Raw genomic sequence first — 24,684 nt, forward strand, 5'->3', positions numbered from 1 at the left:
GGGGGACGGCAGCATTTCCCGCCACTCGCCGTGGACTGCGACCGGAGATGCCTCGCGGACCTCGCCGTGTCCCCACGGGCCGCGGGCCGTCCTCGTCCGTACGGAACGCGGCCCGAGACGAAGGTCCGTCCGTGACGACGCTCGCGCCCCCCGAGGCCGGTCCCGCTCCACCCCGTCGCCTCGGGACGGCGCCCCTCACCACCGCGCTGGCAGCGGCCCTCGTCCTGTCCCTGCTCTGCGGGGTGATCCTGGGCGCGGCCGGCGTGACGCCGGGTCACGTCCTCGCGCTCCTGCGCGCCGGACTGACGGGCGGCGTCATCCGCCCCGACGAGGTGTCGGCGTACACCATCGTCTGGGAGATCCGCCTTCCCCGCACCGTCCTCGCGGCCGTCGTCGGCGCGGGCCTCGCGGTGACCGGCGTCGCGGTGCAGGCGATGGTCCGCAACGCCCTCGCCGACCCGTTCGTCCTCGGCATCTCCTCCGGCGCCGCGGTGGGGGCGAACGCGGTGATCCTCCTCGGCGCGTTCTCCGCCCTCGGCGTCTGGGCCCTGTCCGTGTCGGCGTTCGGCTCCGCACTCGCCGCGATGACCCTGGTGTACGCGGCCGCGCGCACCGCCCACGGCCTCACACCGCTGCGCCTCGTGCTCACCGGCACGGCCATGAGCTACGGCTTCTCCGCCGTCACCACGCTCATGGTGTTCAGCGCGGAACACGGCGAGGCGGCCCGCGCCGCCATGATGTGGCTCCTGGGCAGTCTCGGCGGCGCGACGTGGGCGTCGGTACCGGTCGCCGCCGCGACCGTGCTCGCGGGCACCGCGTACCTCATGCTCGCGGCGGGACGCCTCAACGCACTGGCCATGGGCGACGAGACGGCCGCCGCCCTGGGCGTCGACGCGAGCCGCCTGCGCCGCGAACTGTTCGTCGTCACCGCAGCCGTCACCGGAACCGTCGTCGCCGTCAGCGGCGCGATCGGATTCGTCGGCCTGATGGTGCCCCACCTCGTACGGATGCTGGTGGGCGCGGACCACCGGCGCGTCCTGGCGGTCGCGCCGCTCGCCGGCGCCGTCCTGCTGGTCTGGGTGGACATCGTCTCCCGTCTCCTCCTGGCCCCGGCGGAACTGCCGGTCGGCGTGATCACGGCGCTGATCGGCGTCCCGTGCTTCCTGCTCCTGATGCGCCGCCGCGGCTACGCCTTCGCAGGAGGCCGCTGATGCGCGTCGACATGGACGACGTCTCCGTCGAGGTCGCGGGCGCCCGCCTCGTACGGGACATCACCCTGCACGCCGCGGCGGGGCAGGTCGTGGGCCTCGTCGGCCCGAACGGCAGCGGCAAGTCGTCCCTGCTCCGCTGCGTGTACCGGGCGTTGAGACCGGCCACCGGCACGGTCCGCCTGGACGGCGAGGACCTTCATGCGATGGACGCGCGGGAGGGCGCGCGCCTCCTCGCGGCGCTGCCGCAGGAGACCTCCGCCGAGTTCGACTTCTCGGTGGGCGAGGTGGTCGCGATGGGCCGGCTCCCGCACCGCCGCGGGGCCACCGGCCGGCTCACCGCGGACGACGACAGGATCTGCGCGCAGGCCCTGGCCCGCGTCGGCGCGGCGCACCTGACGGACCGCAGCCTCCTCACCCTCTCCGGCGGCGAGAGGCAACGCGTCCTCATCGCCCGCGCACTGGCTCAGCAGCCGCGCGTCCTGGTCCTGGACGAGCCGACCAACCACCTCGACATAGCCCAGCAGTTGGAGGTCCTGGCCCTCGTCCGCGGCCTCGGCCCGACGGTCTTGGTGGCGCTGCACGACCTCAACCTCGCGGCCCGCCACTGCGACGTCCTGTACGTCATCGCCGACGGCCGCATCGTCGCCTCCGGCCCACCGCACGACGTGCTGAGCCCGGACCTGCTGGCCAAGGTCTTCGGCGTACGCGCCCACCGCGTACGACACCCGGACACCGGCGCCGTGCAACTCCTCTTCGACCGCCTTACGGAACAAGAACAGGTGGCATTGCCATGACCCGCTCGATCCCCTTCCCCGCCCCCCGCACGGCCGCGGCACTCGCCCTCGCCTTCGCCCTCACCGGCTGCGGCGCGCAGGTGGCCCCCGGCGACACCGACGACGACCGCCCCACCGCCGTCACGATCGAGAACTGCGGCCGGAAGATCACCTACGCAAAGCGTCCCGAACGTGTCGTCACCAACGACGTGGGCATCACCGAGATCATGTTCGCCCTCGGCCTGGAGGACCGGATGGCCGGCTTCGTGATGCCGGACGACCGCGGCGACGTGTCGCAGGTGCCGTGGAAGGCCGGCTACGACCGGGCGAAGTGGCTGTCCAAGGACGCGATCACCAAGGAACTCGTCCTCGACGCCCGCGCCGACCTCGTCTTCGCGGGCTGGAACTACGGGTTCGGCGAGGACAACGGCCTCACCCCGGACTCCCTGCGCGCCCTGGGCGTCGACTCGTACCTCCTCACGGAGTCCTGCCGCAACGGCCCCGGCGCGGCACGCGGCATCATGCCGCCCCTGGACGCGCTCTACACCGACCTGACCAACCTCGGAAAGCTGTTCGGCGTCGAGGAACGGGCCCGGAAGCTGATCGCCGACTTCAAGAAGCAGGTCGCCGACGCCCAGGCCAAGGCCCCGCGCGGCAAGGCGAGGCCCAGCGTCTTCCTCTACGACAGCGGCCAGGACAAGCCGTTCACCTCCGGCCGCTACGCCGCGCCCCACGACATCATCACCAAGGCCGGCGGCGACCACGTCATGGCCGACCTCGGCGACTCGTGGACGACGGTCGGCTGGGAGACGATCGTCGAACGCGACCCGGAGGTGATCGTGATCAACGACTACGGCGACACGACCGCCGCCCAGAAGCGCGACTTCCTCCTGTCGTACCCGCCCCTGGCCAAGGTCTCCGCGGTCAAGCACAAGCGCATCGTCACCCTCGACTACGTCGACCTGGTGGAAAGCCCCCGCAACCCCGCCGCCATCGCGACCCTGGCCGCCTACCTCGCCACGGTGAGCCGCTGAGTCCGCGCGGGTGCGCCCGCCGCCGAGGCGAGCGCACCCCGTCCTCATCGGGTCCGGTTCAGACCACCGTCAGACGCGTGGGCGCGGGGTAGCGGCTGAGGTTGCGGAACAGCTTCTTGATGTCGTTGTGCTCGAGCTTGATGCAGCCGGCGGACTTGTAGTCGTTGACGCCGTCCCAGCGCTGGCTCTCCTTGCGGCCCTGCCCGCCGCTACGGGTCATCTCGCTGTGGATGAACAGCTCGGTGCGCGTCGTACGGCCGTCGCTGCACGTCTTGTTGCTCAGGGGAATCGCGTAGCCCTTGATGATGCGGCCGTTGTAGCGGTTCTGCGGCGTGCCGACCTTGTACGTGCCGTCCGGCAGCCAGCCCTGACCCCGGGCGCACTCCTTGCGGCCGTTCCGGTGGGCCTTGCCGAGTCCGGACCCGGCGCGGAACTCGGCCACGGGCTTGCCCTTGCGGACGATGTACAGCCGGGAGTTCTGCGGGTCGCTCGTGTTCCTGACGAACTTCAGCGTGGTGACGACCGCGGCGGCCTGGGCCCGGCCGCCCTGACCCGCCGGCGCGGCCTGACCGCTCGGGGCCGTGGCGACGGCGGTGGTCACGAGAGTCAGCGCGCCGATCCCGATCGCGGCGGCACGAACACGCAGAGGTGACATCACGGACATGGGTGATCACTCCTTAGAGGGTTGAGGGAGACGTGGCTCGTTTGTTCCGGGGGCAATTGCCCGGGACATATCGCCTGTTGCCGGGCCTGTCGGACCGGTCGGGGCGAGCCGCCGGAACAACCATGCCCCCCGTCGTCCGCACTGCGGCGATCCATGCGGCATGCGTCGATGCGTGATGATGCATGCACATATGCAGGGCTCTGACGTGCGGTGATGCACGCGCAGCGAAACTCGGAGGCACCATTGGTCGAGCCGCGACCCCACCGCACGGCAGGCGGGACGGGGCAGGAACTGGCGCTGTTGTTACGCGCCTGGTGGGAGGCGTCCGCGGACGAGGCCGGCAGGAAGCCGACGCAGGAGTCCCTCGCGCGGAAGGTCGGCGTCAACCAGACGACGCTGTCGCGCTATTTCAACCCGCTGCACCCGTCGACGGCTCCCAAGGACGTCGTACACGCACTCCACGCCGTGCTGACCGCACCACCGGACGACCTGCCGCGGGCCCTGGCCCTGACGGAAGCGGCCCCGGGGGAGGCCGCGCCACTGGCCGCAGCCGACGCGACGGACACGGCCCGCCCCACCGCCCCGAGTCCCTGGACACCGCCAGGTGTGTGGCGTACGGCCCTGACGGTGACCGCGACGGTGAGCATCGCCATCGCCTCCTGGTCCGTACTCACCCACAACCCGCCGGCCACCCACACCGACCGCTCGGTGACGGCGGCGGCGGGCCCGGCCGCTGCGTCCCGTTGGCCCCTGGTGAGGGCGGGGGAGCGGTCGTCCCTGACCTGGACGATCCAGCGACTGCTCAAGGCCGACGGCCACCGCCTCGACGCGGACGGCATCTTCGGCCCGGAGACCCGCGCCCGGGTGATCGCCTTCCAGCGGACGAGGGGGCTGCAACCGGACGGCAAGGTGGGCGAGCGGACGTGGCCGATGCTCGTCCGCACGGTCGCCTCGGGCGACAAGGGCCACGCGGTCGAGGCGGTCCAGGACCTCCTGGCCCAGGCGGGCCTCCCCGCCGACATCACCGGCGTCTACACGACAGCGACCTTCCGTGCGGTCACCGACTTCCAAACCCGCCACGGCCTCAAACCCACCGGCACGGTCGACACCACGACCTGGCTGGCCCTCACGGCAGCGGTCCCACGGCCATGACCCACGAGGCAGGTGCGCAGAGCCCGCGACGCAAGGACCGGTAATTCGCTTGCCGCCTGGCGAAGGCGGTGTATGCAATGACCGCCATGATCACCGAGGCGCCACAGACACACGCGGCCGAACCGACGGGCGGATCACCCGTCCGGATCGGCGCTCTCGTCCCCCTGACCCGACCCGGCTGGGTCGAGGCAGGCCGGCACCTGCTCGCCGGACTCCAACTGGCCGTCCACGACGTCAACGACAGCGGTGGCATCGACGGAAGGCCACTGGAGCTGCTGGTCCGGGACACGGCGGCCGATCCGCAGCAGGCCGCGGCGGCCGTGGACGAACTCGCCGGCCTGGGCGTCGCGGCGGTGGCGGGGGAGTACCACAGCGTCGTCGCCCGCGCCGCCGCCGCGCGGGCCGACGCCCTCGGCCTGCCGTTCCTCTGCTCGTCGGCCGTGCTGGACACGCTCACCGAACACCCGACGGACTGGGTCGCGCGCCTCGCCCCGCCGCAGTCCCGCGGCTGGCGGATCTACGCCGACTTCCTCCTCGACGCCGGCCACCGCCGCATCGCGGTAGCCGCGGCCCCGAGCGTCTACTGGGCGTCGGGAACGCGGATTCTGCGCGACCACCTCGCTCCACGCGGCGGCACGCTCATCGAACTCGACATGCGCGAACTCACCCCCGCCGCAGTCTGCGACGAACTCGTCGCCCACGAGGCGACGGCCCTCCTCCTGTTGGTCGGCCACCCCGACCCCGCCGTACCGATCGTCCAGGCCGTCCGCCGCGACCCCCGCCTCGCCGACACCCTGATCGGCGCCCCGGCCGGACAGCCGGAGTTCGCCGAATGGGCGACGCTGCTGGGCGACGACGGCACCGCGATCCCCTTCCTGCGCTACCTCCCCGACCGCCTCACCCTCCTCGGCGCACGCATCGAGACGGCCCTCCGAGAGCAGCTGACCGCAGCACCCTCCTTCGTGGCCTTCGAGGGCTACGACACCATCACCACCCTCGCCGCCGCCCTCCGCTCCCACGGCCCGGACCGAACGCGCCTCGCCGCATCCTGGCCGCACGTCACCGTCGAAGGCACGCGCGGGAAGATCCAGTTCTCCCGCACGCCGGGCATCGACGTCTGGCAGTGGGTCGAGCCCCCGATCCAGGTCGTGGACCGGGACCCGGCCGATCCCGAGCGCTTCCGCATCCACCGCACCGACTGAGAAGCGAGGCGGCCGCCGAGTCAGTCGCGTCGCGGCCGGATCAGGCCGGCCGTGTGCGCGGCGATCGCCGCCTCCACCCGGTTGCGCACCCCCAGTTTCGTCAGCACCGCGCTGACGTGCGCCTTCACCGTGCCTTCGACGAGGTGCAGTTCGCCCGCGATCTCCGCGTTGGACAGCCCCGAGCCGAGCCCCGCCAGCACGTCGCGCTCGCGTTCGGTCAGCCGGTCCAGGGAGCGGTGGGGATGCGCCGACCGGTGGGCGCGCATTCCGGCGATGACCCGGCCCGCGACCCGCGGAGACAGATACGCCCCGCCGGCGCCGACCGCCCGTACGCCGTTGAGGAGTTCCCTCGGATCGTCCGCCTTCAGCAGGAAACCGTCCGCGCCTTCCTCCAGCGCCCGGGCGATGAAGTCGTCCTGGCCGAACGTCGTCAGCATGATCACGCCGACGGCCGGCGCCTCGCGGCGGAACCGCCCCACCGCCGTCAGCCCGTCGAGACCCGGCATCTGGATGTCCAACAGGGCCACGTCCGGCCGGTGTCGGCGGGCGAGCGCGAGGGCCTCGTGCCCGTCGCCCGCCTCGGCGACCACGTCGACCTGCGGATCCCGGGCCAGGATGGCGCGCACACCGGCCCGGACCATCGCCTCGTCGTCGGCCACCAGGACCCGGACCGGCCGTCCGGTCGCTGTCGTCTCTTCCACGCCACGAGCCTACGGCCGGCTCCCCGCAGTGACGGGGGCGAGGCCCGCAGATCCGTCCAGGGGTGGGGTCGCCCCCTGACGAACGGCAGGACGCCCCTTCCCTTCGGCCCATGGGCGCGGGCCGAGCGCGCTCGTAGCGTCGCTGCCGTAAGAGCTCGGCGACCGACAGCGAAGGAACATGGCGTGATCAGCATCCGAGGACTGACGAAGCGATACGGCGGCACCCTCGCCGTGGACGACCTGACGTTCGACATCATGTCCGGCCGGGTGACCGGCTTCCTCGGCCCCAACGGGGCCGGCAAGTCCACCACCATGCGCATGATCCTGGGTCTCGACCACCCCACCCGCGGACGCGCCCTGATCGCCGGCCGGCCCTACGCGGACCTGCGCCGCCCGTTGCGGGCGGTCGGCGCGATGCTCGACGCCCGGGCCGTCCACCCGGCCCGGACCGGTCGCGCCCACCTGCTCGCCCAGGCCCGTGCCAACGGCATCCCGGCGCGCCGGGTGGACGAGGTGCTGGAGACGGTGGGCCTGGCCAAGGCGGCCCGCAGGCCGGCCGGTACGTACTCGCTGGGCATGAGCGGACGGCTCGGCGTCGCGGGAGCCCTGCTCGGCGACCCGCCCGTACTCGTCCTGGACGAACCGGTGAACGGCCTCGACCCGGACGGCGTGCGATGGATCCGCCGGCTCGTGCGCGAGCAGGCGTCCGAGGGGCGCACCGTGTTCCTGTCCAGCCACCTCATGAGCGAGATGCAGCTGACGGCCGATCACCTGGTCGTCATCGGGCGCGGACGCCTGCTGAGCGACACTTCCATGGCCGAGTTCCTGGCCGCCGCGTCGCCCGCGTCGGCGCGCGCCTCGGTGCCCGACCCGGAGGAACGGTCCTCGCTGGTCCGACGCCTGGCGGCGGCCGACGGCGTCCGCGTGGAGACGACGGCGGACGGCCGGGTCACCGTCACGGGCAGGACCGCGGCCGAGGTCGGAGACCTCGCCCACCACTGCGGCGTACGGCTGCACGCGCTGAGCGACGTCCGGGTGTCGCTGGAGGAGGCGTACATGGACCTGACCGCACGAAGTGTCGAGTACACGACGGGCGTGGCCGACGAAGGGGGACGACGATGACCACCACGACGACGGCGGACGGGCGAACGGCCGTCCCGCAGACCGCGCACGACCCATCGGAACGCCGACGGCGCGGCGGCTTCGCCGGAGCGGTGGCGTCCGAGTGGACGAAGCTCTGGTCCGTACGGGCTTCCTCCCTCAGCCTCCTGGCAGGCCTCGCGATCACCGGCGTGTTCACCTTCTACTACGCCTCGATCGCCCGCATCAACGAGCACCCGGTCCAGCCCGTCGGGAACGCGGCGGCCGCTTCCGTCGTCGTCACCCAGTTCGCCTTCGTCGTCCTGGCCACGGTGGCGGTGACCTCCGAGTACGCGACGGGCACGGTGCGGGCCTCGCTGCTGTGGGTGCCGCGGCGGCACACGGTGCAGTCCGCGAAGGCGCTGGTCACGGGTGCCGTCGCGTTTCTCGGAGGGGCCGCGTTCGCCGTGGTGGGCACGGTCGTCGCCTGGTCGGCGTTCGACGGACGGGCCTCGTTCGAGGCGGGCACCACCGTCCGGCAGGTCCTGGCCATCGGGGTCTACCAGGCCCTCGTCACGGTGCTCACGGTCGGCGTGGCCTTCGCCACCCGGCATCCGGCCGGTGCGCTGTCGATACTCGCCGCACTGCTGTGGGCGCTGCCCAGCGTGCTTCTGGGGCTCGGCGGCGACGGGCTCGCGGCGGTGAACGACCGTCTGCCGTACGGAGCGGGCGACCACTTCATGCGGGCCGGCGCCGACGCCCCGTACTCCTCTCCGACGGCCGTCCTCATCCTGCTGGCGTGGACGGCCGCGGCACACGCGACCGGCCTGTACGTCCTGCGGCGCAGAGACGCCTGACGCGACGCGGGCATCGCTCGCCCGGGCGTCCTGCAGAATCGACCGGACACGTCACGACACCGGACACGTCACGACACCGACCGCGGAAGGACACCCCACACCATGCGGCACCCGCGCATCCCTCGTGTTCGGTCCGGCCTCGCCGACGGAGCGCTGTGGGCCGTGCTCGCCGCCGCCACGGTGTACGGGTACCGGGACGCGGGCGACCCCTCGCCCCTGGCGGACCTGCTGCTCCCGCTGGCCGTCCTGGCCATGGCCGTGCCGCTGTCGCGCAGCCGGCCGGCGGCCGCGGTGTTCGTGGTCAACGGCCTGTGCGCACTGGGCCTCGCCGACTCCGCCACCCCCGGCAACGCCCATGCGCTGTCACTGGCAGCGTTCAGCTGTCTGCTCGGCGTCCGGGTCGCCCGCGCCCGGGACCCGCTGCTGGTGCTCGCCGCGTGCCTCGCCGTCGACGTGGTGACGTGCGCCCTGCTGCGCGTGCCGGCCGTCTGGTGGTTCTACGCCCTCGCCGTCCTGCCCGCCGCCCTCCTCCTGCCGTGGCTGGCGGGACGCCACTGGCGCGGCCGCCGCGAACTCGTACGGGAGGGTTGGCGGTTGGCCCGCAGCCTGGAGGAGCGGCAGTACCTGGTGGCGGAGCGCGCCAGACTGACCGAACGGGCGGACATCGCGGCCGACATGCACGACTCGCTCGGCCACGCACTGAGCCTCGTCGCGCTGCGGGCCGGCGCCCTGGAACTCTCCCCCGACCTCACCGACCGCGACCGCGCCGACCTCGCCGAACTGCGCGGGACGATCGCGGACGCCGTCGAACGGCTGCGGGAGACCGTCGCGGTCCTGCACGAACCACGAACCCCGGGCGGGGAACGCGGGGACGCGAGCGCAGGCGGTCCGCCCGTGAACGACACCGTCGAGGACCTCCTCGCCCGCGCGGTCGCCTCAGGCGTGCCCGTGCGCTGGGAGCTTCGCGGAGCGCCGCCCGCGCTGCCGCCGCTGGTCGAACGCGGGATGTTCCGGGTCGTGCAGGAGGCCCTCACCAACGCCGTGAAACACGCCCCGGGCAGCGTGGTGCGGGTGGGCATCGCCCACGAGACCGACCGCACCCGCGTGAGCGTCGTCAACGCCGCCGCCCCGGACCACGGCTCGGCCAGGACGCCCGACGACCGGGTTTCAGGCACCGGCGGCCACGGCCTGGCAGGGCTCCGAGAGCGGGTACGGGTCCTGGGCGGCACGCTGCAGACAGGACCGCACCGGGGCGGCTTCCGCGTCACGGCGGACCTGCCGCACCAGGGCCAGGCCCGTACGAGGACCCGATCAACTGGCATGGGCACGGACGCCGGTACGGACGGAGACACGGGCGCGGCACTCGCCGCACCGGAGGCCACGGAACGTCTCGCCGCCGTACGGCGCTCCGCGCGCCGCCGCGCGGCCTTCGCCTTCGTTGCCCCCCTCACCGCGGCGGCGTTCTTCGTCCCCGCAGCCGTGTATCTGGCCTGGCAGCTCACGACGGGCGTCCTGCCGCCCTCCCGGTTCGACCAGTTGGAGCTCGGCCGGTCCCGCGCCGCCCTCGCGCCACTCCTTCCGGCCCGCCCCTTCCCGTACCCGCCCGACGGCGCCCGTTCCATGTCCCGGCCGCCGGGCGCCAGTTGCGACTTCTACCGCTCGGGCCGCGACCTGCTGGCCCCGGTCGACCTCTACCGACTCTGCTGGTCCGACGACCGGCTGGTGTCCAAGGACACCGTGAAGTCCGACGGTCAGCCCTGACCGACGGCGTCGAGCAGCAGCCGCGCGGCCACCGTCGCCCCGTCGGTGCGGATCGTGCCGGCCACGGCGGTCGCTCGTGCCCGGGTCTCCGGCGTCAGGGCCGTCCCGAGCGCGGCCGACAGGGACTCGGCGGTCGGGACCGAACCGTCGTGCGCCGCGCCGATGCCCAGGTCGACCACCCGGCCGGCCCAGTACGGATGGTCCGCCCCCTGCGGCACCACCACCTGAGGCACGCCTGCCAGGGCGACGGTCGTCGTCGTGCCCCCGCTGCCGTGGTGCACTACGGCGGCCGTACGCCGGAACAGGGCCTGATGGTTGACCTCGCCGACGACGAAGCAGTCGTCCTGGTCGTCGACCAGGGCCAGTTCGGCCCAGCCGCGGGAGACGACGGCGCGGCGGCCCTGCGCGCGGATCGCCTCGACGGCCACCCGCGCGAAGTCCTTCGGCGCGCTGACGGGCGTGCTGCCGAGGCCGACGTACACGGGTGGGGCACCCGCCTCCAGGAACGCCACCAGCCCGTCCGGAAGCGGGCGTTCGTCGGTCAGGACCCACGCGCCGGTCTGTACGACGCCGAGGTCTGTCGGCTGCCACGGGGACAGGACCGGGTCCGTGGCCAGCCACGGCCGGTCGGTGAAGGCGTAGTCGCGGACGTTGTCCACCGGCTGCAGCCCGATCGAGGCCCGCTGACCGTTGATCATCTCGCCGAACATCGCGTTCGCGAGCTCGGCGTCCAGGTCCCACAGCGCCCGGTTGTCGGTCACGTCCGGCGGCAACGGCCGGCCCCGCCGCGCCGGCGGCCGGCGGTACGGCGACGGCAGGACGACCGGCTGGTGGCTCGCGTGCACGTAGCGGATGCCCAGTTCCTCGGCCACCGACCGCGCCCCGGCCGTCACGGGCAACGGGCCGGTCGCCACCAGCGCATCACAGCCCTCGGCCGCCGCGGCGACCGCCTCGAACTGTGCGGCCATCAAGTCGGCCGCACGCTGCGCCAGTCCCGCCGCCGAGCCGGGCGTCACGGTGGTCACCAGCGGTCGCACCGGCGCGCCGGTCGGTATCACCGGCACGCCGACCGCGGCCAGCAGCTCCGCGAACTCCTCGTCCGGCGGCGCGCACACCCGCACCTCCGCACCGAGCTCCCGCACCCGCACCGCGAGCCCGGCCATCGGCTGGACGCTCCCACGCGACCCGTACGTCGAGAACAGCACACGCATGTCGTGACTCCCCCTGGTCATGATCTTCGGCACAGGCCCGCGATTCTGCGGCACGCCCCGGCCCTCGCACCACCCTCCCACCGGAAAACCGGAGGTCGCGGGCCGCGGCAGCCCAGTAGCATCCCCGGATGCCCGAGGACATAGAGACGCTCATCCCGTCGGCCGGGCAGGCCGACACCGACGCGCTGCGCACGTACGACGCCGAGGAACTCGCCCGGTACGCGGCCGAACCCTCCCATCCGTGGTGGCGGCGCAAGCCCTGCGTCGAGGCGCTCGCCGGCCGCGTCCCGCAGACGTGGACCGGCGCGCTGCTCGACCGCGTCCGCGACGTGGAGGACGAGGGAGAAGTACGCAAGGCGCTGCTGGAACTCGTCGGTGACCGCCCCGAGTTGCTGCCCTGGCTACGCGACGAGGACCGCCGCCACGAGAAGTCGTACGGGATGCCGGAGGCGTTCCTCGCCACGCGCGGCCGCATCGGCGACATCACCGCGGCCGAGGAACTCGCCGTCCTCGCGGCGTCGCCGTGGCGGCGCAGCGAGGAGGCGGGCGAGGCCGCGCTCGACGCACTGGTCGAACGGCACGGCCTCCAGGCGGTCCTGGACCGGCTGGGGGAGGAGCGGCCCGAGGACCGTCTGTTCCGGCTGCGGATGCGATACCGGGCCGATCAGGACGTCACGTACGCCCTCGCCGACCCGGACCGGATGGTGGCCCACCTCGCCCACAGGGTGGTGCACGGCGCCGACGAGCTGCGCGACTTCCTCACCCGGGCGCCGACGACCGAGTCGAAGCTCTGGGCGATCCTCGCGCTGTACGAACGGACCGACGACCCGGACGAGACCCGCCGCCTCTATGAGGCCCTGGGCAGTCCCCGCGTGGAGGTCCCCGGCCTGGACGAGGAACTGCGCGTCCCGATCCTCCACGAGTACGCACCATGGTGTCATCGGCTCACCGACCCCCGCTGGCGCGTCGAGGCCCTGTGCACCGAACCGCCCGCCCCGCACGACGTCGAGGGCTGGCTGCACCGGGCCACCGAGGCGCTCACTTCGGCAGGTCTGGCCCCGAGTGCGCCCGTTGGCTGCGGGGCGTACCACCAGCAGGGGGACGGGACCTACCACATCATCGAGTTCGGCGGCAGCGAGGTCTGGATCAGCACCCTCGGCCCGTTCGCCTTCGCCTACGAGGACGGCGACCGGGCCCGCCCGGCACTCGAGGCGGCGGGCTTTCGCTGGATGGACGAGGAGACGGCCATCACGGTCACCGACCTGCACGTCTACTACTTCGGCAACCGCCTACCGCTCACCGTCGACACGCTGCTGTTCTACTGGCAGGACTAGGGCCTGTCCGGCGGATCATGGCCGGGGCCGCGACGCCTGGCACGGCACCTCGCCGCGTTGCCGAAACGCCCCAATAGCTCCGCTATCGAGGCGCTCCGGCGCCTTGCGATGCACCGCACCAGCCGCCGCGGCCTATCCGACCCTGATCCGCCGGACAGGCCCTAGCCGAGCGTACGAACGCGCAAGCGCGGGCTACGCCTTCGGCGTGCCGGCGAGCTTGTCCAGCTCGCGCATGGCTTCGCCGTGGGCGCTCATCGTGCGGGTCACGCTGCCGGTCGTGAAGAGCGCCACACCGACGGCCGTCACGGGCAGGGAGAGCCCGAGCAGGAGCATGGCCTCGGGCCAGTCGCGCTCGTTCTGACACCAGTCATGCCTGTACAGACCGTCGTTGGCCGTGCCCCTGTCGGTGAACAACCGCGACTCACACTCTGCGGGGTACCGGTCGTCAGGCTTCCTGTCGACCTCGTACGGCGTCAGCAGCAACAGACCGCACCACGTCCACAGCAGCGCCGCCAAGGACAGCAGCCCTATGCCCCAGGTCCGTATGCGACGGGCCCGGTCGCGGAAGTCGAGGTCGTACTGACGTGATCGCATGGCGGCCGAATCTAGCAGGGCCGACGCAGCGCGAGACGGCCCCGGTGACGCTCTCCGGGCACAGGCCCGTCCCGGGGACTGCCGCGACGGCGCCCCGGGACGGCTTCGTCCTCTGTCAGCCCTGCGGGTTGGCCGGTTCGACGTCCTTGGACAGCGGCACCTGTCCGGTGTTGTCGACGTGCCGGGCGGCGACCCACGCGGACTTGTCGCGCAGCAGGTACCAGATGCTGTTGCCGTCGATGGTCTGGGCGTGCACCTTGCTGCGCAGGCCGATCTCGGTGCCGTGGCTCAGGTTGCCGATGACGGAGGAGTCCGTGCTCGGATACTTCCGCAGGTTGACGCCGGCGGTGCTGACGACAGTGCCGAACGGCTGGGGCGGACTGGGCATCATGACCTCCAGGGAAAAGCCGGGGTGGCGGGAAGCCGTCCGGTATCCGGACGGGCTCCTTGCACCGTAGGGCCGATCCCCGCCGGTGAGCCGGAGGCGTGCGGGGCACGTCGCTGCGGGCACCCGGGCGTCATTCCGATGGCTCCGTCCCCGACCCGCCCCGGCGGGAGGCCCTTGACCACCTCTTGATCGGGTCCCGACAATTGCATGGTGGTGATTCCCTTAGCGCTCCCTCGGATCCGTACGCTCGCCCTTGCGGCGAGCCTGAGCCTGGTCACGCTGGTGGGCCTGGCCGGTCCATCTGCACCGGCCGTCGCCGCAGAGGACTTCCCGCTCCCGGGTGTCGGGCCGACGGAGGACACGCACCCGAGGGGTGTGTACCAGTACGAGAGCGCCGATGTGCTCAACGGCATTCCCGAGCCCACACAGGCGGATCTCGGCCCGATCGGACACAAGAACAAGTACACCCGTGGCACGCGGGAGCACCTGTTCGCACGTTGGAAGACGTACAGCAAGAAGGGGGTGACCTGGGACAAGTTCCGCGCCCGGTTCGAGAAGATCGTCTTCAACGAGCCCGGTGTGCTGAACTCGGTCACCGAGCCCTCGGAGCAGGTGCTGAAGGGCATCGGTGCCCCCGGCCAATACACCTGGGCCACCCGGAACTTCATGTTCGCGCACTGGAAGCTGCAGAAGGAGGGCAGTTCGGTACCGGACTGGAAGACGTGGCGCACCGGGTATGTGAACGCGTTCAACAGTAAGCGCAAGGGCGCGGCGTTCGAGCCGCTCGTCCGTGAGGAGTACGTCGAGAAGGAGGGGTTGAACCCCGACGGCCACTGGCGCTTCGGACAGAGGGTGCCCCGGGAGCTCCTGCCCCTGCTCTCGCGCCTGCGCCTGCACAAGAAGGACCGCCCGCTCGATGCCGCGGATTTTGAGAAGCTGAAGGTCATCCTGGAGATCAAGTCGGGCAAGGACGTCGACACCGAGGAGGGCCGGAAGCAGTTCGAGGACCTGATGAAGATCGCCAAAGCGACCGGCTGCCGCCTGATCACCGTGTTCGGCGAGCGACCCACCCCCGGGTCGGTGAAGATGATCAAGAAGCTCGCGGCGAAGCACGGCGTCCGGACAGACGTCCGTTACTTTCCGGCGATCGGGCAGAAGGCACCGCCCGGGTCTTTGGGCAGCACACCGCCGCCCACCCCCGGCGGGGGCGGCGTCGCCCAGGCTCCCACCACCCCTCCCGGCGGGCCGCAAGGCGGGCCGGCCGGTGACGCGGCCGTCCCGGACGTCCTCGCCGCTCCCGGCCAGTTGCCTGCCGACAGCCCGATGACCGAGGCGGTCGAATCCTCGCCCGACTCGCTGCAGCAAGCAATTCGGACCGGGCTGGTCCAGGACTGGCACACCGAGAACCTCGCCGCGGACGGCGACATCCCGGCGGTCACCCAGCCCGACCTCGGCGGTGTCGACTTCTCCACTCTCGAATTGCGCTACGTCTCCGACACCTACCACAACGGCTCCGGCGTGGAGTACGCCTTCAAGGCCGACAAACTGGCCACCGGCCGGCAGTCCTTCGGAGGGCGGCGCGCGGCCCGGCTCGCCTCGGACCCGTTCTTCGTCTGGCTGGCGCTGCCGCCGTCCGCGTTCACCGTCAACCTCAACCCGGACGAGCCCGAGCGGATCATCGACGAGAAGTTCGGCAGGACCGACGCCGGGCGGGTGCTGCTGGAGGCCGACCTGGCGATGAAGAAGTCGGTCGCGAAGTTCATCCACCCCGACACCGCGGGCGGCAGGAAGTTCTGGGAATCCCTGCGGGGCGAGACCAAGTGCCTGCAGATGCGGCAGTGGATCGTGCCCGGCACGGCCACCGTCCGCGACAACGGCGACGAGCTGTACATCCTGGACGCGCCACTGCAGGTGAAGATGGAATCGGAGGTCGTCAAGGCCAAAGGCGTCGCGGGCGCCAACGGTTGTCCCCTCCAGGACGAGGCCACCACCGAGCACAACGAGTCCCTGTACCGTACGACGATTTTGCCGCAGGTCCAGAACGCGGTGAACCGTGCGCCCGAGTACGCAGACCTGCGTCGGGTCTACGCCAGCCGGGTCGCCGCCGAATGGTTCCGTAAGCGCAGCACTACCAAGCACACCGCGTACTCCGACGTCATCGGCAAAGGCGACATCAGCCGCTGGGCCTCGCGGGAGAAATGGACGCCTCGCGAGGTCTTCGACCGCTACGTGCAGTCGTACAAGAACGGCGAGTTCAAGGTGAAGCACAAGACGACCAAGGGCGGGTACGTCTACACCCAGACCTATGTCTACGGCGGGGTGGACTTCACCCGCATCAACCAGAACCGGCTCAGCGCCACCGCCTTCGCCGAGGACCACCCCGGACTTGTGTCCTCGGCACGCAACGCGCTGCACGCGCCGAGCGGGACCGGCCGCGAAGTCTGGCTCGGAGGCATCACCAGCTCCAAGCCACTGCCCGAGGCCTACGCCAGCCCCACTCCGGCGACGTCGAGCCCGTGGTTCTACGCACTCGCCTCCTTGCCGATCCTCGGCTGGCTCGCCGCCGGCGGCCTGCTGCTGCGCCGCCGCCGGGCGGCCGTGCCGACGGGAGTGTGACCGGCATCAGATGAGTACGACGGCACGGTTGTACGCCACGAGGCTGAACGCCGTGAACAGACAGACCAGCGCGATCAGCCAGAACAGGAACGGCAGGGCGACGTGGGCGAGCAGTGGAGCCAGCATCACCGCGGGCACGACGCTCACGACGAAGTTGAAGGGCCAGGCGGAGGTGTGCTCGAACCAGCCGATGGCCAGGGCATAGGGTTCGAACGGCGGTCTGAGCAGGGATCTCCAGTAGCCGTGCCGGGAGTACAGCCCGTGGGAGACGCCCTGGGCGAAGTACAGCAGGGGCCAGAGCAGCGCGATCCAGCCCAGGCCGAAGACGAGGGCCAGCCACGGCGCCTCCAGCCCGGCGGCCTCGATGGCCGCCTTCGCCCCGAAGGCCAGGAGGACGACGGCGGCCACGCTGAGCACGGTGTAGAGGACGACGGCTAGCAGGGCCCGGCGCCAGGACGGGGCCTCGATGACGGAGGTCCGGCCGAGCGCCCGCCCGGCTTCCAGCCGGAGTTTCCAGTCGTCCTCGTGTCTCCTCAGGTCCTCCAGGCGCTTGCGCGCATCGCTGGACAGAGCCTCGTCCTTCAGAGCCGTCGACTGGAACAGCACCTCGCGCAGTTCCCGGACGACCTGGCGGCGTGCCTCCTCGTCCGCCTCCTCCAGCCGGCTCGCGTGCGCCAGTGACGCCATGGCCGTTCCTCGCAGGCCCTCGACCGGTGCGGCCAGCCGTGCGAGTTCCCGCTCCGCCTGGGAGCGCCGTCGGGCACGCCACTTGCGCAGGATCGGGCCGAGCAGATCGTGGAAGAGCTCGTACCGCGGGGTCGTGCCGTGGGACACGCGGCGCAGGATGAGAACGCCGCCGCCGCAGAGCTCTTCGAGCACGTCGGACAGCAGGCCCTGCAATCGCGGCTGCTCGAACGGCCACTCGTTCTCGTCGTCCACGAGCCCGAAACGCCTCCGGGCCTGCGGAGTGAAGTCGTGGACGGTCACCATCTCCGTAAGGTCGTCGACGCCGAGCGGGATCTTCGTTCCGGTGGGGGTGACCAGATACCGGGTGATCGCGTAGAGCACCTCCAGATGGTCGGCCGGTAGCGAGTCGTCCAGCTTGCCCCGTACGTAGGACCGCACGACCTTGCGGGCGCGGCCCTCGCGTTCGTAGGTGGCGAGGGTGAGCGTGCGGTCGGGGCGGTCGCGGTCGAGCTCCCACAGATGCTGGCAGACAACCTGGAAGTAGCCAGGCTCGGCAAAGCCTTTCGCCCCGTCCTGTCCGTTCTCGGCCAGGTCGGACATCAGCTCAGGGAACAGCTCGGGGTCGGCCTCGAACGGCGGCTCCATGACGTGGAGCGGGGCGTAGAACGCACGGGACAGATTCTTCTCGTTCAGGCGTCCCAGCCTCATGCCGTTCTCGATCAGCATGGGGACCCGCCGCAGCAGTTCGTCGAGCTCGGCCAGGTGGTCCTCGCGGATCCCGAGCACCACGCGTACGCCGCTGCGCGGGTGGGTCCCGATGACGGACAGCTCCTCCCACACCGCGTCCAGTCCTGACGGATAGTGCAGCGCCTCTTCGAACTGATCGAGCATCAGCACCGGGCAGCGGCCGGTGTCGGCGGCGTGGGCACGCAGGGCCTCACACCACGACTGGCTGTGCGCACGCGACGGGAAGCTCTCGGCGATCACCTCGGTGAGCTGATCGGCGACGGGGGGCCGCCAGGAGTGGACGTAGACGACGTCGAAGTCCTCCGCCTCTTCGAGCATCGGGCTCAGCCCGGCCTGCAGCAACGAGGACTTGCCCACGCCGCTCGGCGCGTACACGAGGGTGAGCGGGGTCGAGTAGACGAGGTTGAACAGCATCTCGGCGTCACGTTCGCGGCCGAAGAACAGGTGCCGGTCGTGTTCGGTGAAGGGCCGCAGGCCGACGTAGGGGCCGCTCCCGGAGGTCTCCCGTGTGGTGGTCATACGTCCGCTCCGATCGCCTCGTGCAGTTGAACCACGAAGTCGGCGAGGTCCATGTCGAAGAGCTCGACGTCGCGCTTGTCCCAGAACCTCTTCTCGACCACGGAGATGTTCCGGCGCACGCCCCAGGACCTCGGCACGCCCTGCTGCTGGGGGCGGCGCTGGGCGAGCTGGTAGAGGATCACCCGCATGTTCCAGTCGGCCATGGAGTAGCCGAGGAAGAGGATCCGCCGGTCGTGGAGGATGTGCTCGGCGATGGCGACGGGTGGCACGGCGTTGGAGGCGAGCGAGGCGACGAACCGGATGTAGTCGCCCTCGGTCACCACGAGGGTGTCGACGTCCTTGTCGAGTCCGTCTCCGAAGCCGCCGTGCAGCTTGTAGATCAGGGTGGCTCCCGCGTAGTCCTTCAGGACCAGGTCCTGGCTCTGCACCCCTTCGAAGCGTTCGCTGCCGCTCTCGCGCACCCTCAGGTTGTGCGGGCTCCACGGGTTCGAATCCTGGATGACCACCGCATAGGGGCGACCGGCCTGGTCGAGCGCCTTCTCCACCAGACAGTCGTAGTTGGTGGTGATGATCACGAAGGGCCGCTCGTCGGGCGGCTGGATGGCGGCCAGCAGCCGGGCGGTGGGAGGCGGTCTCTGTTCGAGCTGTTCCTCGTAGAACACCGTACGGAAGCGGCGGCACAGGTCGATGTGGCTGGCCACGCATTCCTCGTAGTACTGCGTGACCTGGGTGAGCGGGTCGCTGGCGGAGCCCGGGTAACCACTCCAGTCGGCGATGAGTCGTTCCGTGAGGCCCTGGCCTCCGGGCAGCCGGTGGGGCTGGTCGTCGGGCACCCCGGCGTAGGACGCAGCCGCGCCGAGGAAGGGCACGGCGCGGCCGTCGACGAGTTCCTTGGCGATGAAGCCGTACGGGGGCGGTTCGCTGCCGTTGGAGTTCATCGTGTCGCCTCCTGTCGTCCTTGCCGGCTCGAAGGCTCAGCCGTCGGCGCCGTGCGCTGCGACGACGAACACGTCGGACAGAGGCGCGGTGTCGGGGGTCGCGCTGATGAGCAGGTCGTACGTGCCCGGCGGCAGCGGGTCGAGGCTGAACGTCCGCCGCTGCCGGGTCACCGTGACGGGACGGTCGTGGACCTGCTGCCCGGTGAGTCTGTCGGTCACGGTCAGGCGCGCCGGCACCTCGGGCAACTGGGCTTCGCCGAGGGCGCTTTCGAAGCCGATCTCGCAGACCACGGGCTCGCCGGGCAGGTACAGGTCGTCGCCGAGGTAGCTGAACCAGGAGGTCACCGCTGCGCGCAGGTCATCGATCTGGACGTGGTGCAGGGACTGCAGGACGCCCTTGAGGTGATCGAGCATCGCGTCCTGGTTCTGCAGGCTCGCATGCCGCTGCGGGACGAAGGTGCTGGCGTTCTCGGTGCCCGAGAGGGCGGCGGACAGCTTGGGCACGGTCCCGTCGCCGCCTTCGTCGTGGTCCCCGCGGGTCAGCAGGGTCTCCAGCTTCCCGTCCACGAGCCGGGCGGACTGCCGGGTGGGCTGGTCCATGCCGACGATCGGCTGGTAGACCACCTGGTGGGAATCCCAGGCGGGGTCCTTACGGTTGACGACGGCGGCCGTCTCCATCTCATCGAAGAAGTCGGTCAGATGGGAGGTCCAGCGCGGCTGCCAGCCGGGCAGCCCCGCCTTCACGGGAGCGACGGGCTCGCCGTCCGGCCCGTACACGCACTTGTAGACGGGGACGAGCTGGTGCAGGGCGGTGAGGGAGCGGAGCAGCCGGGTGAGGTCGTGCTCGAAGGGGCCGATCCGCTTGGAGAAGCCGTTGGCCAGGAACTCGACGGCGTTGAGCGATCCGTAGAACGGCGTGCCGAAGGTCACGACGGCCCTGGTGTCCTGCCAGCCGGCCAACGCCTCGACGAAGTAGCGGGCGACGAGACCGCCCATGGAATGGCCGATCAGGACGAGTTGGGCGTCGTCGTTGCCGCTGGTCCGGCGCCAGTCCCCGAGCCAGTCGCGGCTCCGGTCCCTCAGCCGGCGCGCGGCGGCCCGGTTGTCGCGCCGCCAGTCGTAGGGGAACGGGAAGTAGTTCTCGCCCTCCTTGATGTCGAACTGCTCCGTCAGGAAGCGTTCGATCCGGCTGTAGCCGTCGATCTTCCACAGGCCGGGCAGGGTGTGCAGGTCGGGCACGAGCCGTTCGGCGACGATGCCGTCACCCAGGTCGTCGGCGTGCCAGTCGTCGTCCTCCAGCTCGAGCGAGTCCAGCGAGCGGCCCAGGCTCGTGAGCGCTCCGAGCACGGCGGTCAGCGAGGGGGCCCACACGTCCTTGCCGTCCTTGGTGAGCACGCTTCCGGTGATGCCGGGGAGGAGTACGACGACGTCGGTCATCGGGATCCTGGCCATGAGCGGACCTTTCTAGTCGCCCCTCGCTCTCACGAACGGGTCGGTCGGGTCGCCGTAGTGCTGGTAGGCGGCCCAGGTGCTGTTCCGCCGCCGGTCCGGAGCGTCGTCCGGCGCGTCGTCCGGCGGGTCCTCCTGGGCGATGGCGCCGGCGAACGGGGAACCGTCGTGTCCGCTGTACAGCGCCCTGCGCGCCGTGTGCACCGCGGAGCCGACGGTGTGTTCGGGCTCTCCCGGCCCGGTCTCCAGCAGATGCCTGTAGAACGCCGTGGAGAACGAGGTCGCCTGGCCGTCGGGGATGCGCCAGCCCGCTCCGATGTAGTGCGCGACGCCGACCCGCAGGAATTCGTCGGCCAGGCTGGGCACGAGGCGGGCCTGCGGGCTTCCCCAGGGGGTGCCGGGCAGCGGCTCGGCCGGCGGCGCGGCCCTGCCGGCGTCCGCGAGACGGGAGGAGTAGCAGGCGTTGGCGACGACGATCCGCGGGGGGCGTTCGAGCTGTACCAGCTCCTGCGCGGTGAGCAGGCCGTCCGCGAAGACCCACCCCGACCGCACCCCGGAGGCGGAGGCCTGGAGGGTGCTGTGGCCGCAGTAGTGGACGATGTGATGGCCTCCCGCCAGCAGGACGCGCAGCACGTCCAGGCGGGTCGCGGGCGGGACGCCCGCCACCCGGCTGGAGCCCGTCGCGCCGACGAACAGCGTGACCTCCACGCCCAGGCGGCTGAGCTGGGCCGCGACGGACAGGGCCTCGTTGCGGGCCCCGGGCAGCTGGAAACCCTTCTCCGGATCGCCCGGGTCGCCGATCACCAGGGCCTTCGGCGGACCCGCCGCGGTCTCCTCGGCGATCACGCGCGAATACGGGGTGCGCAACTGCCGGGAGAGCGGGGTGCGGACGGCCAAGGGCGCCTCCCTGTCGCCGCTGCGCTGCTTGACGTCGGCCAGGAACTCCCAGGGGACGAGGGCGGTTTCCTGGTCCAGCTCCATCAGCACGGTCGCCTCATCCGTGAGGAGCTGCTGGAAGTCCGGGGGGACCACGAACCGGGACAGCAGGTCGGGCAGGTCCCGCGCGTCCTCGGCGCTCGGTTCGGTCAGCCGGTCCACGAGCTGCCGCAACAGGTCCATGTCCACCGGGACAAGCCGTTCCGGCGCGGTCGCCCGCTCCGTCAGAGCTGCCCAGCGCAGTCCGCCGACGCCCGACAGGGCCGACACCCGCACCGGTACGGCGCCCTCGGCGGTGTCCATGGTCCGGCGCACCCTCAACGACAGGTCGGTCCGGTCGACGTCGGCGAGCCGGCCCAGCTGCTCCCGCACCCGGTCACGGATCCGGGGCTCCAGGCCGGCCAGCACCTCGCCGAGGACGTCACCGGCGACCGGCGGCTCCGCACCGTCGGGGAGCCCGGCCTCACCGGTCGCCGGGCCCGCGCCTCCGGTGAGCCCGGTCAGTGCCGTGAGCGCGTACACCGCCGCGGACTGGGGCGACAGCCTGCCGCTGCCCTCCTCACGCAGCCGCGGTGCGATCCGCAGGGACTTCTGCCGCTGGGCGGATTCGGTCAGCGCCCGTACGAGCTGCTCGGCCCGCAGACGGTCGATCTCGACGACGAGCACCTCGGTGAGCCCGGACTCCGCTGCCGACGGCGCCGGCGAGCGCAGCGCGCCACCGAAGCCGTTCACCAGGGCCCGAGCGGCCTGCGCGACGGTGAGGTTGCCCGTGCCCGAGCCGATGAGGACCGTCGCGAGGGTCTGCACATGGCCGAGCCCCATGACCTCGCCGAGCAGGGACGTGTGCAACTGGGCGGCGCGGCGTTCCGTCAGGGTGCCCAAGGGGCCCATGCCGACGACGGCGGCCGAGCGGACCGTGCCCTGCCGGCAGGGGAAGTACGTGACCTCTCCCAGCTGGGCGTCGATCCAGCCGAGCTTGGTGTGTTCGGTGATCAGCCGGCGCGGCCCGCCGGAGATGGCGCGGTCCATGGCCAGCTCCGCGGCCGCGGGCAGGACCGCCTGGTAGTGCCCGGTGACGTGCAGATCGGCCGGGACCTCCGGCAGGTCGCCCCAGACCACGGTCACGGTCAGCGGGGGACGGGCGGCCGGAGGTGCTGCGCCGGCCGCCGGTGCGGAGGGGAGCGTACGGGGAGCGGAGTCCGCGGGCGCGTCCTCCAGCAGGTTGGCGATGGTGACGGCGGAGGTGCTCACCACGCTCCTCCCTTCGTGAGGGAGTTCCGGTCGTGAGGGAGTTCCGGCCGGTCGGCCGGTCGTCGGGACTCACGCCATGTGGATGTCGACGGCCATCTCGTCGTCGCCAGGGTTGCCGTCGAACTCAAGGGTGACGCCGGACCACGTGCCATCGGGCAGGTCGAGCGCCGGGGTCGTCGTCTCGCCGACGATCCTGTTCCCCAGGGAGGGATACAGGTCATTGGAATCTCCCCGGTTGCCCCGGTCGAAGATCGCGCCCAGATCGCGCCTGCCGTCGGCCTGCAGCAGTTCGATCGCGAGGCGGTCCTCGTCGTTCACATCGGGGATGGCCTCGTCGACCGAGTACACGGAGATGCCCTCGTCCGGCAGGAAGGCGTCCTGCCGCCGGCGCCGCCGGTACTCGACGAGGATGTACTGCATCTCCGACATCCTGTCCTCGTTCTGGATGAAGAGCAGGTCGCCGCCCTCCGCGGCCGGCGTCAGCACCACGTCCTTCGTGGTCCTCCTGATGCGCTTCGGTGTGGCCCAGCCGTGGAACATCCGCAGCATGCCGTTGGGGAACACCGGTGTGAGCCCGGAGTTGCCCCACGAGCCGGAGGCCATCAGGCAGTAGTTGCCGAGGCCGTTGGACGTGGTCGCCCGCAGCTCGCCGGTGTCGTAGTAGTCGTCCCAGCGCCCCGCCAGATGGCCCCACTCATGCGCGCAGACGCCCATGGCGCAGTCCTCGGGCACGGTGAGGAACGTCTCCACGGTCAGGTTCGGGCCGACCTGGACGCCTCCCGGGACGCCCCACTTGAGGCTCCAGATGTCGTCGCCGCTCTTGGTCTTCTCGGCTCCGGGTCCCGCGTGGCAGAGGAACAGCGCCGTGACCATGTTCTCGTCCAGCGCGTCGAAGGGCGTGAAGTCCACACCCTCGTCCCTGGCCAGCTTCACCGCGTCCCGGGCCATGCCCTGCGCGTTGCGGGGGAACCCGTTCATGCCGGAGTTGCCGTCGGTGTAGAACGAGAGCGGCTTCGGAAGCCGGAACCAGCCGTGGACCTCGCCCTGGACGTCGATGCCGCCCTCGCCCAGCGACTGGAAGCCGCTGACCGTGCGGTAGAACTCGCGCATGCTGCCGGTCGGCAGGGAGTTCGTACTGAACAGCAGCTGTTCGTAGTGGCCCGGGCGGTGGTCCGGATCATGCGGCTTGTCGGGAAAGTCGATCAGGAGCACGAGAGTGCGGACGATCCCCTTGAGCTGCTTGTCGGGCCGTGTGATCAGGCGCCGTCCCGCGACCTGCTCGGCTCGTACGGCGCCGTCGTCGAGGCCGACCAGCCTCTCGCCCCGCCGGCCGGAGCGCCATGCGTAGTAGTACTCCTCGAACGTGGTGCCGTCCGGCAGCCGGCGCGATGCCACCAGGTCCAGGTAGTCGGCATAGAGCTGGGCCAGTGCGTCGGGGGACATCGGGACCGGGCAGGGCCCGGTGCAGGTCTGCTGGTGTCGCCGGGGGAGTGTGTTCGTGTGTCGCATCGCGACCACTCTTCTACTCGGATGATCACGGGCATCGTGTCGAACCACGACGCTGAGGACGTTTGTGCAC

Annotated in this window: 20 protein-coding genes; 10 read left to right on the forward strand and 10 right to left on the reverse strand. The window is 71.5% G+C overall.

The genetic code is table 11. From position 1 onward, the window contains the following. The first annotated feature begins 131 nt into the window (after positions 1-131). From ACGFMM_RS30695 to ACGFMM_RS30705, 3 genes are read left to right on the forward strand one after another with little or no spacing between them, the layout of a single operon-like run. Positions 132-1,211 carry a FecCD family ABC transporter permease gene (locus tag ACGFMM_RS30695; RefSeq protein WP_393649743.1) on the forward strand — a complete coding sequence of 360 codons (1,080 nt, stop codon included), beginning with the start codon at positions 132-134 and terminating at the stop codon, positions 1,209-1,211. Next, on the forward strand, positions 1,211-2,005 hold the full coding sequence (locus ACGFMM_RS30700; RefSeq protein WP_393649744.1) for an ABC transporter ATP-binding protein: 795 nt from the start codon (positions 1,211-1,213) through the stop codon (positions 2,003-2,005). The genes ACGFMM_RS30695 and ACGFMM_RS30700 overlap by 1 nt, the downstream gene beginning before the upstream one ends. After that, positions 2,002-3,018: an ABC transporter substrate-binding protein gene (locus ACGFMM_RS30705; protein ID WP_393649745.1), complete on the forward strand. Its 1,017-nt coding sequence runs from the start codon at positions 2,002-2,004 to the stop codon at positions 3,016-3,018. Before ACGFMM_RS30700 ends, ACGFMM_RS30705 begins: the two co-directional genes overlap by 4 nt. A gap of 58 nt (positions 3,019-3,076) precedes the next feature. Here ACGFMM_RS30705 and ACGFMM_RS30710 read toward each other — a convergent pair whose 3' ends face one another. After that, positions 3,077-3,682, reverse strand: coding sequence for a L,D-transpeptidase (locus ACGFMM_RS30710; RefSeq protein WP_393649746.1), 606 nt, complete (start codon positions 3,680-3,682; stop codon positions 3,077-3,079). A gap of 213 nt (positions 3,683-3,895) precedes the next feature. On the opposite strand from ACGFMM_RS30710, the gene ACGFMM_RS30715 reads away from it, so the two are divergent. Next, positions 3,896-4,834, forward strand: coding sequence for a peptidoglycan-binding protein (locus ACGFMM_RS30715; protein ID WP_393649747.1), 939 nt, complete (start codon positions 3,896-3,898; stop codon positions 4,832-4,834). An 86-nt stretch (positions 4,835-4,920) separates the two neighbouring features. After that, on the forward strand, positions 4,921-6,036 hold the full coding sequence (locus ACGFMM_RS30720; RefSeq protein WP_393649857.1) for an ABC transporter substrate-binding protein: 1,116 nt from the start codon (positions 4,921-4,923) through the stop codon (positions 6,034-6,036). Between the two features lie 20 nt (positions 6,037-6,056). Here ACGFMM_RS30720 and ACGFMM_RS30725 read toward each other — a convergent pair whose 3' ends face one another. Next, positions 6,057-6,737, reverse strand: a complete 681-nt coding sequence (locus ACGFMM_RS30725; protein WP_393649748.1) for a response regulator — start codon at positions 6,735-6,737, stop codon at positions 6,057-6,059. A gap of 183 nt (positions 6,738-6,920) precedes the next feature. Between ACGFMM_RS30725 and ACGFMM_RS30730 the strand changes: the two genes are divergently transcribed. The 3 genes from ACGFMM_RS30730 (at position 6,921) to ACGFMM_RS30740 (ending at position 10,435) form a co-directional block, all read left to right on the forward strand. Further along, positions 6,921-7,859: an ABC transporter ATP-binding protein gene (locus tag ACGFMM_RS30730; RefSeq protein ID WP_393649749.1), complete on the forward strand. Its 939-nt coding sequence runs from the start codon at positions 6,921-6,923 to the stop codon at positions 7,857-7,859. Further along, complete coding sequence (locus tag ACGFMM_RS30735) at positions 7,856-8,674, forward strand: ABC transporter permease (RefSeq protein WP_393649750.1); 819 nt, start codon at positions 7,856-7,858, stop codon at positions 8,672-8,674. Before ACGFMM_RS30730 ends, ACGFMM_RS30735 begins: the two co-directional genes overlap by 4 nt. Positions 8,675-8,776: 102 nt before the next feature. Continuing rightward, positions 8,777-10,435 (forward strand): sensor histidine kinase, encoded by a 1,659-nt coding sequence (locus tag ACGFMM_RS30740; RefSeq protein WP_393649751.1) that lies wholly within the window; start codon positions 8,777-8,779, stop codon positions 10,433-10,435. On the opposite strand, the gene ACGFMM_RS30745 is transcribed toward ACGFMM_RS30740, so the two are convergent. After that, positions 10,426-11,646: a glycosyltransferase gene (locus tag ACGFMM_RS30745; RefSeq protein WP_393649752.1), complete on the reverse strand. Its 1,221-nt coding sequence runs from the start codon at positions 11,644-11,646 to the stop codon at positions 10,426-10,428. The two genes, ACGFMM_RS30740 and ACGFMM_RS30745, sit on opposite strands and share 10 nt — an antisense overlap. 128 nt (positions 11,647-11,774) lie before the next feature. Here ACGFMM_RS30745 and ACGFMM_RS30750 point away from each other — a divergent pair, with 128 nt between their 5' ends. Continuing rightward, the gene (locus ACGFMM_RS30750) at positions 11,775-12,980 is read left to right on the forward strand and encodes a hypothetical protein (protein ID WP_393649753.1); all 1,206 of its coding nucleotides are present in this window, start codon (positions 11,775-11,777) and stop codon (positions 12,978-12,980) included. Between the two features lie 192 nt (positions 12,981-13,172). On the opposite strand, the gene ACGFMM_RS30755 is transcribed toward ACGFMM_RS30750, so the two are convergent. Both ACGFMM_RS30755 and ACGFMM_RS30760 read right to left on the reverse strand, forming a co-directional pair. Next, complete coding sequence (locus ACGFMM_RS30755; RefSeq protein ID WP_393649754.1) at positions 13,173-13,574, reverse strand: hypothetical protein; 402 nt, start codon at positions 13,572-13,574, stop codon at positions 13,173-13,175. Between the two features lie 115 nt (positions 13,575-13,689). Then, entirely contained in the window at positions 13,690-13,965 is a 276-nt protein-coding gene (locus ACGFMM_RS30760) for an SH3 domain-containing protein (RefSeq protein ID WP_393649755.1), read from the reverse strand. 207 nt (positions 13,966-14,172) lie between these two features. Between ACGFMM_RS30760 and ACGFMM_RS30765 the strand changes: the two genes are divergently transcribed. Further along, a complete protein-coding gene (locus ACGFMM_RS30765; protein ID WP_393649756.1) occupies positions 14,173-16,578 on the forward strand; it encodes a hypothetical protein in 2,406 nt (801 codons plus the stop codon). A gap of 6 nt (positions 16,579-16,584) precedes the next feature. On the opposite strand, the gene ACGFMM_RS30770 is transcribed toward ACGFMM_RS30765, so the two are convergent. From ACGFMM_RS30770 to ACGFMM_RS30790, 5 genes are all read right to left on the reverse strand, one after another. Further along, positions 16,585-18,531 carry a hypothetical protein gene (locus ACGFMM_RS30770; protein ID WP_393649757.1) on the reverse strand — a complete coding sequence of 649 codons (1,947 nt, stop codon included), beginning with the start codon at positions 18,529-18,531 and terminating at the stop codon, positions 16,585-16,587. Beyond that, positions 18,528-19,469 (reverse strand): SIR2 family protein, encoded by a 942-nt coding sequence (locus tag ACGFMM_RS30775; RefSeq protein WP_393649758.1) that lies wholly within the window; start codon positions 19,467-19,469, stop codon positions 18,528-18,530. Before ACGFMM_RS30775 ends, ACGFMM_RS30770 begins: the two co-directional genes overlap by 4 nt. Before the next feature lie 36 nt (positions 19,470-19,505). Next, positions 19,506-20,921 (reverse strand): hypothetical protein, encoded by a 1,416-nt coding sequence (locus ACGFMM_RS30780; protein WP_393649759.1) that lies wholly within the window; start codon positions 20,919-20,921, stop codon positions 19,506-19,508. Between the two features lie 12 nt (positions 20,922-20,933). Beyond that, entirely contained in the window at positions 20,934-23,105 is a 2,172-nt protein-coding gene (locus ACGFMM_RS30785) for a CHAT domain-containing protein (protein WP_393649760.1), read from the reverse strand. A gap of 69 nt (positions 23,106-23,174) precedes the next feature. Continuing rightward, on the reverse strand, positions 23,175-24,614 hold the full coding sequence (locus tag ACGFMM_RS30790; RefSeq protein WP_393649761.1) for a M6 family metalloprotease domain-containing protein: 1,440 nt from the start codon (positions 24,612-24,614) through the stop codon (positions 23,175-23,177). Positions 24,615-24,684: the final 70 nt, after the last annotated feature.

The sequence above is a fragment of the Streptomyces sp. NPDC048604 genome (genome assembly GCF_043199435.1).
Taxonomy (GTDB): domain Bacteria; phylum Actinomycetota; class Actinomycetes; order Streptomycetales; family Streptomycetaceae; genus Streptomyces.

Excerpts from the sequence above, each read along its gene's own strand:
- ACGFMM_RS30780 (WP_393649759.1), bottom strand. The coding sequence starts at position 20,921 with ATGGCCAGGATCCCGATGACCGACGTCGTCGTACTCCTCCCCGGCATC.
- ACGFMM_RS30790 (WP_393649761.1), bottom strand. The coding sequence starts at position 24,614 with ATGCGACACACGAACACACTCCCCCGGCGACACCAGCAGACCTGCACC.
- ACGFMM_RS30760 (WP_393649755.1), bottom strand. The coding sequence starts at position 13,965 with ATGATGCCCAGTCCGCCCCAGCCGTTCGGCACTGTCGTCAGCACCGCC.
- ACGFMM_RS30750 (WP_393649753.1), top strand. The coding sequence starts at position 11,775 with ATGCCCGAGGACATAGAGACGCTCATCCCGTCGGCCGGGCAGGCCGAC.
- ACGFMM_RS30755 (WP_393649754.1), bottom strand. The coding sequence starts at position 13,574 with ATGCGATCACGTCAGTACGACCTCGACTTCCGCGACCGGGCCCGTCGC.
- ACGFMM_RS30710 (WP_393649746.1), bottom strand. The coding sequence starts at position 3,682 with ATGTCCGTGATGTCACCTCTGCGTGTTCGTGCCGCCGCGATCGGGATC.
- ACGFMM_RS30735 (WP_393649750.1), top strand. The coding sequence starts at position 7,856 with ATGACCACCACGACGACGGCGGACGGGCGAACGGCCGTCCCGCAGACC.
- ACGFMM_RS30720 (WP_393649857.1), top strand. The coding sequence starts at position 4,921 with ATGATCACCGAGGCGCCACAGACACACGCGGCCGAACCGACGGGCGGA.
- ACGFMM_RS30770 (WP_393649757.1), bottom strand. The coding sequence starts at position 18,531 with ATGACCACCACACGGGAGACCTCCGGGAGCGGCCCCTACGTCGGCCTG.
- ACGFMM_RS30775 (WP_393649758.1), bottom strand. The coding sequence starts at position 19,469 with ATGAACTCCAACGGCAGCGAACCGCCCCCGTACGGCTTCATCGCCAAG.
- ACGFMM_RS30740 (WP_393649751.1), top strand. The coding sequence starts at position 8,777 with ATGCGGCACCCGCGCATCCCTCGTGTTCGGTCCGGCCTCGCCGACGGA.
- ACGFMM_RS30745 (WP_393649752.1), bottom strand. The coding sequence starts at position 11,646 with ATGCGTGTGCTGTTCTCGACGTACGGGTCGCGTGGGAGCGTCCAGCCG.
- ACGFMM_RS30705 (WP_393649745.1), top strand. The coding sequence starts at position 2,002 with ATGACCCGCTCGATCCCCTTCCCCGCCCCCCGCACGGCCGCGGCACTC.
- ACGFMM_RS30715 (WP_393649747.1), top strand. The coding sequence starts at position 3,896 with ATGCACGCGCAGCGAAACTCGGAGGCACCATTGGTCGAGCCGCGACCC.
- ACGFMM_RS30700 (WP_393649744.1), top strand. The coding sequence starts at position 1,211 with ATGCGCGTCGACATGGACGACGTCTCCGTCGAGGTCGCGGGCGCCCGC.